We start from the raw sequence: 13939 nt of genomic DNA on the forward strand, positions 1-13939 counted from the left end.
AGCGCCCTGTTTTATTATTCATTGAGGAAATACTATGCGTGCTTTACCGGTCTGTTTGTTAGCACTCATGTTAAGCGGTTGCTCTATGCTAAGCAGATCTCCCGTCGAACCTGTACAAAGCACGGCAACGGCACCTGCCAAATCGGAACCGGCAAAACCCAAAGCCGTACGCCCGGCACCGGTAAGGATCTATACCGATGCGTCAGCGCTGGTCGGCAAGCCTTTCCGCGACCTGGGTGAAGTCACCGGTGAGTCATGCCAGGCCTCAAATCAGGATTCACCGCCGAACATCCCTACCGCCCGCAAGCGTCTGCAAATTAACGCCGCGAAAATGAAAGCTAACGCGGTCCTGCTGCACAGATGCGAAGTCACCAGCGGTACGCCGGGATGCTACCGCCAGGCCGTTTGCCTTGGCTCTGCGCTTAACGTTTCGGCGCAATGAGTTCTTTTGAGTTTGCGCAGATAGGCGTTATTCGCTCGCCGTATAAAGAAAAGTTTGCCGTACCTCGCCAGCCCGGGCTGGTTAAAAACGGCGGCGGCGAGCTGCATCTTCTGCCCCCCTATAACCAGGCCGACGCCGTGCGCGGCCTGGAAAACTTCAGCCATCTGTGGGTATTGTTTGTTTTTCATCAAACCATGGACGGCGGCTGGCGGCCTACCGTGCGCCCTCCTCGCCTCGGCGGCAATGCGCGAATGGGCGTTTTCGCCACGCGCTCAACCTTCCGGCCAAACCCCATCGGCATGTCGCTGGTCGAGCTCAAGGGCGTTCGCTGCCAGAAAGATCGGGTGATACTTGAGCTAGGTAGCCTCGACCTGGTCGACGGTACGCCGGTCGTTGATATCAAACCCTATCTGCCGTTTGCCGAAGCGCTGCCGGATGCCAGCGCCAGCTACGCCCAGCAGGCGCCGCTGGCGGAAATGACGGTCAGCTTTACGCCGGAGATGGACGCGCAGCTTACGCTGCTGGAAAAGCGCTACCCGCGGCTTAAAGCGTTCATTCGCGAAGTTCTGGCGCAGGACCCGCGCCCGGCCTATCGTAAAGAGGAAGAAGCAGGAAAAACTTACGCCGTCTGGCTGCTCGATTTTAACGTGCGCTGGCGCGTGATTGCGTCCGGTTTTGAAGTCTTTTCTCTGGAACCACGCTAATTTTATTTTCCTCTCTTTTGGCATCTTTGCCACACTGGTAAACTAAACCACTTTTTTTGTTTCAGGCTGGCCCTCCAGCCTGTTCCGATCGTCCAAATGGAACCGTAACAACATGCGTACTAGCCAATATCTGCTCTCCACCCAAAAGGAGACACCTGCCGACGCCGAAGTCATCAGCCATCAGCTGATGCTGCGCGCCGGGATGATCCGCAAGCTGGCCTCCGGATTATACATCTGGCTGCCAACCGGCCTGCGCGTTCTGAAAAAAGTCGAAAACATCGTGCGTGAAGAGATGAACAACGCCGGTGCTATCGAGGTGTCTATGCCGGTCGTTCAGCCGGCAGACCTGTGGCAGGAGAGCGGACGCTGGGAGCAATACGGTCCGGAGCTGCTGCGCTTCGTCGATCGCGGCGATCGTCCGTTCGTCCTCGGCCCAACGCATGAAGAGGTGATCACCGACCTGATCCGCAACGAGCTGAACTCTTATAAGCAGCTGCCGCTTAACTTCTTCCAGATCCAGACCAAGTTCCGCGATGAAGTTCGCCCGCGCTTTGGCGTGATGCGTTCGCGCGAGTTCCTGATGAAAGACGCCTACTCTTTCCATACGACTCAGGAATCGCTGCAGGAAACCTACGATGCGATGTATGCCGCCTACAGCAAAATCTTCTCCCGCATGGGTCTCGATTTCCGCGCGGTACAGGCTGACACCGGCTCTATCGGCGGTAGCGCATCGCACGAGTTCCAGGTTCTGGCGCAGAGCGGCGAAGATGACGTGATCTTCTCCGACAGCTCCGACTTTGCCGCCAATATCGAATTTGCCGAAGCCATCGCGCCGAAAGAGCCGCGCGCCGCCGCCGCTCAGGAAATGACGCTGGTCGATACGCCGAACGCCAAAACCATCGCCGAGCTGGTTGAACAGTTTAATCTGCCGGTTGAGAAGACCGTGAAAACGCTGCTGGTTAAAGCGGTGGAAGGCAGCGCTTATCCGCTGGTTGCCCTGCTGGTTCGCGGTGACCACGAGCTGAACGAAGTCAAAGCGGAGAAACTGCCGCAGGTTGCCAGCCCGCTGACTTTCGCCACCGAAGAAGAGATCCGCGCGATCGTCAAAGCGGGCCCTGGCTCTCTCGGTCCGGTCAACATGCCGGTTCCGGTCGTTATCGACCGTACCGTTGCGGTTATGAGCGATTTCGCCGCTGGCGCTAACGTTGATGGCAAACACTACTTCGGCATCAACTGGGATCGCGACGTTGCCACCCCGGAAGTCGCCGACATCCGTAACGTTGTCGCCGGCGACCCGAGCCCGGACGGTCAGGGTACGCTGCTGATCAAACGCGGCATCGAAGTCGGCCACATCTTCCAGCTGGGCACCAAGTACTCCCAGGCGCTGAACGCCTCGGTGCAGGGCGAAGATGGCCGCAACCAGGTGCTGACGATGGGCTGCTACGGCATCGGGGTAACCCGCGTGGTAGCCGCAGCTATCGAGCAGAACTTTGACGATCGCGGCATCATCTGGCCGGAAGCTATCGCGCCTTTCCAGGTGGCGATTCTGCCGATGAACATGCACAAATCCTACCGCGTGCAGGAGCTGGCCGAGAAGCTGTACAGCGAACTGCGCGCCCAGGGTATTGAAGTCCTGATGGACGACCGTAAAGAGCGTCCGGGCGTGATGTTTGCCGATATGGAGCTGATCGGTATTCCGCACACCATCGTGCTGGGCGACCGCAACCTCGATAACGACGATATCGAATATAAGCATCGTCGCGTCGGTGAAAAACAGCTGATTAAAACTGGCGATATCGTCAATTACCTGGTTAACGCCATTAAAGGTTAATTCCGCGCCTGAATGCAAAAAGGCCTCGCATCTGCGAGGCCTTTTTTTATCGGAGCGATTCTTTTACTGGCTGCAATCTTTGCCGGGAATAAATTTCACGTCCTTATCCGCCATCAGCGTTTTCACCATTTCACCGCTGTCAGGATTAGGCTCGAGGGTAAAGTGCCCTTCCACCACCAGCAGCACCGGACGCGTATCCGTTCCGCGCGCGGCGGCATAATCACGCTCAAGCTGGGCGTTATTGGCAACCGCAATGCGTTTGCCGGTGGCGCAATCGGTAAAGGTCGCCGCATCCGCCATATAGAAATACATCCCGCGCATCGCCATCGGCGTGGTCGGCAGGCTGGCTTTCACCGACTCGAGGGTATAGTTCAGCGTTGACTCAATCGGATTGCCTTCGCGATCGAGCATCTCCAGCTTGTCCCCTTTCGCCCGATAGTAGGATTTCTCCCCTTTGCTATCGGTCAATACCAGCTTATCTGCGGTTCGGGCCCAGGTACCGTACGACGCGAACGATGACGGCTCGCGGGTCACGCCCTGATAGCGTTCATTCATCACCCAGCTGCCGTCTTTTTCGAGAAACAGCGAGGTTTCGATACCTTCGCAATCGGCGCACGGCAATATCCCGCGCCAGCTCTGCTGCATCGGCTTCAGCTCCGTCATCGCCGCCGGCTGCAGCGTCTCAACTTCTGCCCGATGATTGCAGCCAAACAGCGCAAAGAGCGAACAGGCCGCCGCCACTGAGAATATGATTTTCTTCACTGTAAATTCCTTATAATCCATGCCACCCGTTCGTCGAGTCGCCTACTGACGAACTTTCCCACGCAGCGCTTTGACCGATGACTTTTGCGACTTAGAAGCAAGCCGACGCTCTTTTGATGCTCGGGTCGGCCGCGTTTCCCGGCGACTTTTTTGCGCTACGGTTAATTCTTTTATAAGCGCAATCAGGCGAGCAATCGCGGCTTCGCGATTCATCTCCTGGCTACGGTATTCCTGAGCCTTAATGATAACCACACCGTCGGCAGAAATTAAGTGGTGGCTGGCGCTGAGCAAACGCTCCTTGTAGTACTCAGGCAGGCTTGAAGCCTTAATATCAAAACGCAGGTGGATCGCGGTTGACGCTTTATTCACGTGCTGACCGCCCGCACCCTGCGCGCGGATCCCCGTGAGGGAGATTTCATCATCCGCAATAGAGACGCTGCGGCTAAGGGTAATCATGCCGACGGCTGCCAGGCCGTTAAATGAATTTCCAGATTATTCTTAGCGTCGGATAACCAGATGCTGCCGTCCTGAATTGTCGCCTGCAATATCATCGTGCGATCGGCAAATGCGCTAAGCTGCGCGAGCTGCGCATCGTCCAGATACCAGACCGTCAGTTTGCTGAACTGCGCCATTTTACTCTTATTCTGCTGCCACCAAACCTCGGCCGCCCGGCTATTGTAGGCAAACAATGCCACTTCCTGCGAACGCGAGCAGGCTTTTTTAATCCGCTTGTCGTCCGGTAATCCGAGCTCAATCCATAGATCGACCCCCAGATGGTCGTTGAGCAGCCACAGCTCGGCCTCGTCATCCGAGGAGAGGCCGCGGGTAAACTGCAGCCGCTCGTCGGCATACTTAATCCACGCCAGCAGGCGCAGCATCATGCGCTCCTGGGTTTCAGACGGATGCTGCGCCAGCGTCAGGCTGGCATCAATAAACCGGTTGCGATCCATATCGGCTACATTTACCGTCGCTTTATAAATCGTCGCTTTCAGCGCCATGAAAAAACTCCTGAAAAAAATGGCGTACATTGTAGCGAAACTGGCGACAAAAGGCTGTCGACAATCGAGGGATCGCTTTTCATCCTGCTGATATTGCTTAAATGACTATGGTATAGTCACCTTGCTAAACAGAGTTTATCTTCGTAGGCTTAAACTTGCATCCCACGGTTGAGTCAGAATACTGACAGGAGGGCATGTGGACCAATATTGTGAGTTAATACGCAAGCGGTATGCGGAAATAGCCAGCGGAGACCTGGGGTATATCCCGAATGCGCTGGGTTGCGTGTTGAAAGTATTGAATGAAATTGCGGCGGATGAGGCCCTTTCGGAGTCAGTCAGGGAAAAGGCCGCCTATGCGGCAGCAAACTTACTGGTGAGCGATTATGTCAATGAATGATACTTATCAACCCATCAACTGCGATGATTATGACAATCTCGAACTTGCCTGCCAGCATCATCTGGTGCTGACGCTGGCGCTCAAAGATGGTGAGCAGCTGCAGGCGAAGGCAAACGATCTTATCTCGCGCAAAAATATCGAGTATCTGGTGGTGGAACTTGGCGACAACAGTCGCGAGCTACGCCTCGATACCATCGCCAGCTTCAGCCACCCGGAAATCGGTACCGTGGTGGTGAGTGAGTCCTGAATAAAAACGGGTGGCCTAGCCGCCCGTTTTCCTCCATACCAGCCGTACGCCCTCGCTATCCTGCGCTTCCCCTTCACGGGTAATAAACAGCAAATCCGCGGCAGCAATGAGCGTTTCGCCGTAAAACAGCAGCGGCGTGGTATCGCGGCGCCAGGGCGCGATACCCAGCTCCTGCCAGATTTTCTTCAGCTTGCGCCCGCCGTGGCGCCCGACGATATGCAGATTCCCGCCGGCGCGAAAGCGCACCGTCACCGCTTCGCCGGCGAGCGGAGCGCGCAGCGGCCCTCCGGCAAGCAGCGCCAGCTCCCCCATCCCCTCCGGCAGCCGCAGCGGCTGCCGGCTATCGGGCCATGAGAGCACCGCCTCCGCCTGGCCGGGAAGATATTTCACCCACCACAGCCGCTGCCGGTAGCGGCGAACGGTAAAATCGCCGAGACGCAGGCAGGGAAACGCATCCTCCCGCGCCTGAGCAACCTCACGCCAGATCCGTTCCGGCATCTCGCGGGATGGCATCGGCGCGTTGTGCCACGCCAGCCAGCGGCGCAGCAGAGCGGCGCGGCGCGCGGCGCTGGCGGCGGCCAAAGGTTCAATCGCTAAGGTTCCGTCATCCGCCATCAGCGACGCCAGCTCTTCTGCCAGCATCTCGTCCAGCAGGCTCTCCTGTTCAGCGCAGAGGTCGGCGCTGCGGGCTACCGACTCGGCGAAGTGCGGCCAGCGGGCGCTAAGCCGAGGAATAATCTGCAAACGCAGAAAGTTGCGATCGTAGGTATCGTCCTGGTTGCTCTCATCCTCAATCCAGCTGAGCTGATGGCGCAGCGCCCACTGACGTAGCGCTTCCCGGCGGGTATTGAGCAGCGGACGCAGCAGCAGAGTATCAGAAAAGGCGGAAGACGCGGCCATCGCCGACAGCCCGGTCGGGCCGCTGCCGCGCTTGAGCGCCAGCAGGAAGGTTTCACACTGATCGTCGAGATGCTGGGCCGTCACCAGCACCTCCCCCGGCTCGAGCGCCGTGCGGAAGGCCAGGTAGCGCGCCTCCCGGGCGTGCGCCTCGACTCCCAGACCGGTATCCGCCAGCACCACGCGCTCGACCACCAGCGGGACCTGCCACTGCTGGCACAGCTGCTGGCAGTGCGCGACCCAATCGTCGGCGTTGGCGCTCAGGCCATGATGAATATGGATAGCTCGCAGCCTTAACGTCGGATCCTGCGCGCGCCAGCAGACCAGCTGGTGGAGTAGAACCGTTGAATCGAGGCCGCCGCTGAAGGCCACCAAAAACTGGCGGTGCGGCTGAAGGTTTTGCGCAATATCTGGGGTCATCTTCATGATAGTGCTGGCTGAGGGGAGATAGCCCGGCACGTTACCGGCCGGGGCCATCTCTGGCAAGGACTACTGCTGATAAATTTCCAGCGGCAGGCCGTCAGGGTCGTTAAAGAAGGTAAAGCGCTTATCGGTGAAGGGATCGATACGTATCGCTTCACACTTCACGCCGTGGGCCTCGAGGTGGGCCACCGACGCGTCAATATCATCCACGCTGAAGGCCAGGTGACGCAGGCCGCAGGCCTCAGGGCGCGACGGGCGGGCCGGAGGCGAAGGAAAGGAGAAGAGTTCAATGACATACTCCCCGTTCAGCGCCAGATCCCCCTTCCACGAGTCGCGCTCTTCGCGGTAGAACTCGCTCTGCAGCGTAAACCCGAGAATATCGCAGTAGAAGGCTTTGCTCTGCGCATAGCTGCTCGCAATAATCGCAATATGGTGAACCCGTTTTAGACCCAGCATAGTAAACATCCTCGTATTGATATCAGCCAGGTTACCCGCACCGCCCGCCGCGGCGCAAGCACCTAATCGTTTTTTAAGACCCGTACCCGATAGACGCCATCCTCGTCGCGCTTCGCTCCGTGAATGTCGGTTTCAAAGCCCGGATAATGGCGCCCAATGGAGCACAGCATCAGCAGGAAATCGAGCACCGCGCGGCTCTCCTCGGTAATCATCTCCCCGGGCATCAGCAGCGGCACGCCCGGCGGATACGGCAGGATCATGTTAGCGGATATCCGTCCGACCAGATTTTCCAGCTCAATGGTCTCCACCTCGCCTTTGATTTGCCGCTGCCAGGCCTGGTGCGGCGTCATCTTCATTTCCGGCAGGACGTCGAAGGCGCTTAGCATCAGCTGCGAAAGCTGGTGCTGACGGATCAGGCGATGGATCCCCTGGGCCAGATCCTGAATGCGCATATTGCGGTAGAAATCCGGATCTTCGGCGTAGAGATCCGGCAGCATATTCTTCACCCGCAGATTAAGATCGTAGGCGCGTTTAAACTCCGTCAGGCCGCGCAGCAGCCCCATCGCCCGGGTCTTGTCGATGCCGATGCTGAAAAGAAACAGCAGGTTGTAGGGCCCGGTTTTTTCCACCACCACGCCGCGCTCATCGAGGAATTTCGCCACCAGCGCGGCCGGGATGCCTTCGTCATCCATATTGCCCTGCTCATCCATACCCGGCGTCAGGATCGTCACCTTAACCGGATCGAGGAACATATGGTCGTCATCGGCATCCTGAAAACCGTGCCACTGCTCGCCGGCAGCGACCGGCCAGCATCGGGTCTCGGCAATATCTTCCGGCTGCCAGATATCAAAGAACCAGCCGTCTGCCTCTTCGCGCAGGCGCTGTACCTCTTTGCGGAAATCCAGCGCCCGCTCTATCGAGCGCTGGATCAGGCGCCTGCCCGAGTTCCCACGCAGCATTGCCGCGGCGGTTTCAATCGAGGCGACGATGGGATAGCTCGGCGAGGTAGAGGTATGCATCATAAAGGCTTCATTGAAGGTCTCTTCATCATAGCTACCTTTAATATGGATCAGCGAAGCCTGCGACAGCGCCGCCAGCATTTTGTGCGTCGACTGGGTTTCAAAGATAACCTTGCCCGGGACGCGATCGCCGCTCATGCCGCTCTTCCCCTGATAAATCGGGTGGAAATGAGTATAGGGCACCCACGCGGAGTCAAAGTGGATAGAGGGGACGTCGAGCGTCTCTTTTATCCAGGTGGTGTTATACAGCAGGCCGTCGTAGGTGGAGTTGGTGATCACCGCATGTACCGGCCACTGCGCCCCGCCCGTGGTGTTCACCTTGTGCTGAATGCTGTCGCGGGTAAACTCCCGCTTCGGGATGCCGCCGAGGATCCCCAGCGCATTGCGCGTCGGCTTCAGCCACAGCGGCACGACGTCGCTCATCATCAGCAGGTGCGCCAGCGACTTATGGCAGTTGCGATCGATAAGCAGCGTGCTCCCCGCCGGGGCAGAGTACATGCCGACAATTTTGTTCGACGTTGAGGTGCCGTTAGTCACCATATAGCTCTGCTCCGCACCGAAGGCGCGGGCGATATACTCTTCCGCCTCCAGGTGCGGCCCGGAGTGATCGAGCAGCGATCCCAGCTCCGTCACGGAAATAGAGACGTCGGCCTTGAGCGTATTGCCGCCAAAGAAATCATAAAACAGGCAGCCTACCGGGCTTTTCTGGTAGGCGCTGCCGCCCATATGTCCCGGCGTGCAGAAGGTATATTTACCCTCCTGGACGTAGTTGAACAGCGCTTTGGTAAACGGCGGCGTGATGTTGTCGAGATACTCGCGGGTGTACTGGCCGATGCGGGTGGCAATCTCCTGCGCCAGGCCGAGAGCATACTCGAAGAACCACAGCGTCATGCGCAGATCCTGGCCGCTGACGTCCATCGTCGAATGCGCGTTGATAAACGCGTACAGCGGCAGATATTCGTTGAGCTGATTAATATCGCTGCACAGCTCGACGTTATACTCATCCCAGTCAAAAATGACGCCGCAGATCCGCGGATTGTGTTCGATAAACTGCAGCAGGTCGGCGCTATTCTGCGGCCAGATGGTCTGAAAGCCTTGCTGTTGCAGAGCGGCTTCCAGTTCTTTAATCGGTTCGTCTTTGTGATAGACGCCGTGGGGACCCATGATGGCAATGATATTCACGCATTCCTCCTGGAATTGACCTAAGGCAGGCATCATAGCAACCGCGCCTGCGTATCGCACATAAAAAAGGGCCGGAAAGTCCGGCCCTTTTTACTGCATAACGCAAGGAATAATCAGGCGTAGCCGTAGTTCATCAGCCGCTGATAGCGACGGTTTAACAGCTCTTCTTCGCTCAGGATATCGAGGTCCGCCAGATCGGCCAGCAGCTGCGCTTTCAGGCTTGCAGCGATGGCTTCCGGATTGCGATGCGCGCCGCCCAGCGGCTCCGGAATAATGGAGTCGATAAGCTTCAGCTCTTTCAGGCGCGGGGCAACGATCCCCATGGCTTCAGCCGCCAGCGGGGCTTTGTCCGCGCTTTTCCACAGAATGGACGCGCAGCCTTCCGGTGAAATAACGGAATAGGTGCTGTACTGCAGCATATTCACTTTGTCACCGACGCCAATCGCCAGCGCGCCGCCGGAGCCGCCTTCACCGATAACGGTGCAGATGACCGGTACGCTCAGGCGCGACATTTCACGCAGGTTACGGGCAATCGCTTCCGACTGGCCGCGCTCTTCCGCGCCCACGCCCGGGTAGGCACCTGGGGTGTCGATAAAGGTGATGATCGGCATTTTAAAGCGCTCGGCCATCTCCATCAGACGCAGCGCCTTACGGTAGCCTTCCGGTGCCGGCATGCCAAAGTTGCGACGAATTTTTTCTTTCGTCTCGCGCCCTTTCTGGTGGCCGATAATCATCACCGGACGCCCGTCCAGACGCGCAATACCGCCGACGATAGCTTTATCATCAGCGTAGGCACGGTCGCCGGCCAGTTCGTCAAACTCGTCGAACGCCAGGCGGACATAATCCAGGGTGTATGGGCGACGTGGATGGCGTGCCAGCTGAGCAACCTGCCATGCGCCGAGATCGGCGAAGATTTTACGCGTCAGCTCTACGCTTTTTTCGCGCAGACGATGCACTTCTTCATCGATGTTAATATCGAGTTTCTCATCCTGACGGCTTACTGCAGTCAGGGAATCGATTTTCGCTTCCAGCTCTGCAATCGGCTGTTCAAAATCAAGGAAATTCAGACTCATAGTATTCCTGTATTAGTCAAACTCCAGTTCCACCTGCTCCGAGCCGATAAGGCCACGCAGATCGTTGAGTAAACGATCGCTCGGAGAGACGCGCCATGTTGCGCCGAAGCGCAGCCGCGCGCGCGCATCCGCCCTCTGATAGTAGAGGTGCACTGGAATAGTTCCCGAACGGTGGGGTTCCAGAGACTGACGGAGTCGGTTTAAAAGCTGGTCATCAATTTGCCTGTCCGTCAGCGAGATAGCAAGCCCGCGAGCATATTTTTCCCGGGCTTCGTCAATGTCCATCACTTCACGGGCGGTCATTTTAAGCCCCCCGCTGAAGTCATCAAAGCTGACCTGTCCGCTGACGATAAGTATGCGGTCTTTTTCCAGCAATTGCTGATATTTATCCAGAGCGTCGGTGAATAACATCACCTCCAGACGCCCGGAACGGTCATCCAAAGTACAGATGCCGATACGATTGCCGCGCTTGGTGACCATTACCCGCGCAGCAATAACGAGCCCCGCCGCCGTGGTCACTTTACCACGATCGGTCGGATGCATGTCTTTGAGCCTGACGCCACCTACGTAGCGCTCAATCTCTTTCAAATACTGGTTGATCGGGTGACCGGTCAGATACAGCCCCAGGGTCTCCCTTTCGCCATCGAGCACCACCTGCTCCGGCCACGGCTGGCAGTTCGCGTAGGATTGCTCGATTTGTTCCGGCTCTTCCGCCAGCACGCCGAACATGTCGGCCTGGCCAATGGCCTCGGCTTTTGCGTGCTGATCGGCGGCCTTCAGGGCGTCGCCAAGCGAATTCATCAGCGCCGCACGATGCGGCCCGAGGCGGTCAAACGCCCCGGACATAATCAGTTTTTCCAGCACCCGCCGGTTGAGCTTTTTGGTATCGGTGCGGGCGCAAAGGTCGAAGAGCTCGCGGAAATAGCCGCCTTCGTTACGCGCTTCAATAATCGCCTCGATCGGACCTTCGCCGACGCCTTTAATGGCCCCAATGCCGTAGACGATTTCACCCTCGTCATTAACGTGGAAATGGTACAGGCCGGAGTTAATGTCAGGCGGCAGGATTTTCAGCCCCATCCGCCAGCACTCATCCACCAGCCCAACCACCTTCTCGGTGTTGTCCATATCCGCCGTCATTACCGCGGCCATAAACTCCGCCGGATAGTGCGCCTTCAGCCACAGCGTCTGGTAGGAGACCAGCGCATAGGCCGCGGAGTGCGATTTGTTAAATCCGTAACCGGCGAATTTCTCCACCAGGTCGAAGATTTTCATCGCCAGCTCGCCATCAACGCCGTTTTTCTTTGCCCCTTCCTCGAAGGTGCCGCGCTGCTTGGCCATCTCCTCCGGCTTTTTCTTACCCATCGCACGACGCAGCATATCCGCGCCGCCAAGCGTATAGCCGGAAAGCTCCTGTGCGATCTGCATGACCTGTTCCTGGTACAGGATAATGCCGTAGGTCGGCTCAAGCACCGGCTTCAGACACTCATGCTGCCACTGCACGTCCGGATAGGAGATCTCCTCCCGCCCGTGCTTACGGTCGATAAAGTTATCCACCATCCCTGATTGCAGCGGACCGGGACGGAACAGCGCCACGAGGGCGATCATATCTTCGAAGCAGTCCGGCTGCAGACGTTTGATCAGGTCTTTCATGCCGCGCGATTCAAGCTGGAAAACCGCGGTGGTTTCCGAGCGCTGCAGCATATCAAAACTTTTCTTATCTTCCAGCGGAATGGCGGCGATATCCAGCGGCTCTTCGCCGTTCTTCGCGCGCCGCTTGTTGATCATCTCCAGCGCCCAGTTGATGATCGTCAGCGTACGCAGGCCGAGGAAGTCAAACTTGACCAGCCCCGCATATTCCACGTCGTTCTTATCAAACTGGGTCACCGGATGCAGCCCGGCCTCATCGCAGTACAGCGGGGCAAAATCGGTGATTTTGGTCGGAGCGATAACTACCCCGCCCGCGTGCTTGCCGGCGTTACGCGTGACGCCTTCCAGCTTGCGCGCCATATCGATCAGCGCCTTGACCTCTTCGTCAGCTTCGTAGATTTCCGGCAGCTGCGGTTCGGCTTCAAAGGCTTTCGCCAGGGTCATCCCCGGATCCGGCGGCACCAGTTTTGAGATGCGATCGACGAAGCCATACGGATGGCCCAGCACGCGGCCGACGTCGCGGATAACCGCTTTTGCCGCCATCGTACCGAAGGTAATAATCTGCGATACCGCATCGCGGCCGTACATGTCCGCGACGTGCTCGATAACCTGATCGCGCTTCTCCATACAGAAGTCGACGTCAAAGTCGGGCATCGACACGCGCTCCGGGTTCAGGAAGCGTTCGAACAGCAGATCGAACTCCAGCGGATCGAGATCGGTAATTTTCAGCGCGTAGGCCACCAGCGAGCCGGCGCCGGAGCCTCGTCCAGGACCAACGGGTACGCCGTTATCCTTCGACCACTGGATAAATTCCATTACGATCAGGAAGTAGCCAGGGAAGCCCATCTGGTTGATAACCTGCAGCTCAATATCCAGACGTTCATCATATTCCGGGCGCTTCTCTTTGCGCACGGCTTCGTCGGGGAACAAGAATTCCAGGCGCTCTTCCAGACCCTCTTTCGATTTCAAGACCAGGAAATCTTCAGTCGTCATCTCGCCGGTCGGGAACTGCGGCAGGAAGTATTCGCCAAGACGCACGGTGACGTTGCAGCGTTTGGCAATTTCTACGCTATTTTCCAGCGCCTCGGGGAGATCGGAGAACAGCTCGCACATCTCATCTTCGCTGCGCATATACTGCTGCGGCGAATAGTTACGCGGGCGCTTCGGATCGTCGAGGGTAAAGCCGTCATGGATCGCCACGCGGATTTCATGCGCGTCGAAGTCGCCGGTCTCGAGGAAGCGCACGTCGTTCGTCGCCACCACCGGCAGCCCGCGCTCCTCCGCCAGCTGGACGGCAGCGTGCAGATAGGTCTCTTCGTCCGCCCGACCGGTGCGGATCAGCTCCAGATAGTAGCGATTGGGGAAGTGCTCTTCGTAGAAGTCGACGCACTGTTCAACCAGCGCCGCGTTGCCGCGCGTCATGCACACGCCGACGTCGCCTTTGCGCGCGCCGGAGAGCAGAATCAGCCCTTCCTGATGCTCAACCAGCCACTCCCTGTCGATCCACGGCCCGAGAGCACCGTAACCGCGCTGATAGGCGCGGGAAATCAGCAGGGTGAGGTTTTGGTAACCGGCGTTATCGGCCGCCAGGACGGTAATTTCGGTCAGCTCATCGCCCAGCAGATCGCACTGGACGTGAAAATCTGCGCCGACGATCGGCTTGATCCCGGCTCCGTGTCCCGCTCCGTAGAACTTCACCAGCCCGCACAGGTTGGTAAAATCGGTGATCGCCAGCGCCGGCATGCCTAACGCGGCCGCCTTTTTCACCAGCGGCCCGGTTTTCGCCAGCCCATCGATCATGGAATAGTCGCTGTGCACCCTGAGGTGTACGAAACGTGGTTCAGCCATCTTCAGATTCCGC

The 13939-nt window shown here is 57.9% G+C and carries 13 protein-coding genes; 5 read left to right on the forward strand and 8 right to left on the reverse strand.

The annotated features are described in order from the left end of the window. Nucleotides 1-34 precede the first annotated feature (34 nt). The 3 genes from rcsF to proS all read left to right on the forward strand — a co-directional run bounded on the left by rcsF (nt 35) and on the right by proS (nt 2977). Entirely contained in the window at nt 35-442 is a 408-nt protein-coding gene (gene rcsF / locus MMW58_RS23835) for an Rcs stress response system protein RcsF (RefSeq protein WP_128879023.1), read from the forward strand. After that, nucleotides 439-1146: a tRNA (N6-threonylcarbamoyladenosine(37)-N6)-methyltransferase TrmO gene (gene tsaA, locus MMW58_RS23840; protein WP_241722246.1), complete on the forward strand. Its 708-nt coding sequence runs from the start codon at nt 439-441 to the stop codon at nt 1144-1146. The genes rcsF and tsaA overlap by 4 nt, the downstream gene beginning before the upstream one ends. 112 nt (nt 1147-1258) lie before the next feature. After that, complete coding sequence (proS, locus tag MMW58_RS23845) at nt 1259-2977, forward strand: proline--tRNA ligase (RefSeq protein WP_133600593.1); 1719 nt, start codon at nt 1259-1261, stop codon at nt 2975-2977. Nucleotides 2978-3040: 63 nt separating this feature from the next. Here the strand turns inward: proS and nlpE are convergent, their stop codons facing one another. The 3 genes from nlpE to MMW58_RS23860 are packed head-to-tail and all read right to left on the reverse strand — an operon-like array spanning nt 3041 to nt 4737. Beyond that, the gene (gene nlpE / locus MMW58_RS23850; protein ID WP_095103618.1) at nt 3041-3739 is read right to left on the reverse strand and encodes an envelope stress response activation lipoprotein NlpE; all 699 of its coding nucleotides are present in this window, start codon (nt 3737-3739) and stop codon (nt 3041-3043) included. A gap of 42 nt (nt 3740-3781) precedes the next feature. Then, nucleotides 3782-4195, reverse strand: a complete 414-nt coding sequence (gene arfB, locus MMW58_RS23855; RefSeq protein WP_095103620.1) for an alternative ribosome rescue aminoacyl-tRNA hydrolase ArfB — start codon at nt 4193-4195, stop codon at nt 3782-3784. Further along, nucleotides 4192-4737 (reverse strand): YaeQ family protein, encoded by a 546-nt coding sequence (locus MMW58_RS23860; protein WP_241722247.1) that lies wholly within the window; start codon nt 4735-4737, stop codon nt 4192-4194. The genes arfB and MMW58_RS23860 overlap by 4 nt, the downstream gene beginning before the upstream one ends. A gap of 196 nt (nt 4738-4933) precedes the next feature. Here MMW58_RS23860 and MMW58_RS23865 point away from each other — a divergent pair, with 196 nt between their 5' ends. Beyond that, nucleotides 4934-5134 (forward strand): YaeP family protein, encoded by a 201-nt coding sequence (locus MMW58_RS23865; protein ID WP_041144146.1) that lies wholly within the window; start codon nt 4934-4936, stop codon nt 5132-5134. Continuing rightward, nucleotides 5121-5381: a Rho-binding antiterminator gene (gene rof / locus MMW58_RS23870; protein WP_041144145.1), complete on the forward strand. Its 261-nt coding sequence runs from the start codon at nt 5121-5123 to the stop codon at nt 5379-5381. Before MMW58_RS23865 ends, rof begins: the two co-directional genes overlap by 14 nt. Nucleotides 5382-5396: 15 nt before the next feature. On the opposite strand, the gene tilS is transcribed toward rof, so the two are convergent. From tilS to dnaE, 5 genes are all read right to left on the reverse strand, one after another. Continuing rightward, nucleotides 5397-6704, reverse strand: a complete 1308-nt coding sequence (gene tilS / locus MMW58_RS23875) for a tRNA lysidine(34) synthetase TilS (RefSeq protein ID WP_241723774.1) — start codon at nt 6702-6704, stop codon at nt 5397-5399. A gap of 63 nt (nt 6705-6767) precedes the next feature. Next, complete coding sequence (locus MMW58_RS23880; RefSeq protein WP_041144144.1) at nt 6768-7157, reverse strand: VOC family protein; 390 nt, start codon at nt 7155-7157, stop codon at nt 6768-6770. Nucleotides 7158-7219: 62 nt separating this feature from the next. Then, nucleotides 7220-9358 (reverse strand): lysine decarboxylase LdcC, encoded by a 2139-nt coding sequence (locus MMW58_RS23885; RefSeq protein ID WP_241722248.1) that lies wholly within the window; start codon nt 9356-9358, stop codon nt 7220-7222. 113 nt (nt 9359-9471) lie between these two features. Continuing rightward, entirely contained in the window at nt 9472-10431 is a 960-nt protein-coding gene (accA, locus tag MMW58_RS23890) for an acetyl-CoA carboxylase carboxyl transferase subunit alpha (RefSeq protein ID WP_041144142.1), read from the reverse strand. A 12-nt stretch (nt 10432-10443) separates the two neighbouring features. Continuing rightward, a complete protein-coding gene (gene dnaE, locus MMW58_RS23895) occupies nt 10444-13926 on the reverse strand; it encodes a DNA polymerase III subunit alpha (protein ID WP_159237392.1) in 3483 nt (1160 codons plus the stop codon). Nucleotides 13927-13939: the final 13 nt, after the last annotated feature.

It is taken from the genome of Klebsiella sp. HC6, from assembly GCF_022605325.1.
Classification (GTDB): domain Bacteria; phylum Pseudomonadota; class Gammaproteobacteria; order Enterobacterales; family Enterobacteriaceae; genus Klebsiella; species Klebsiella terrigena.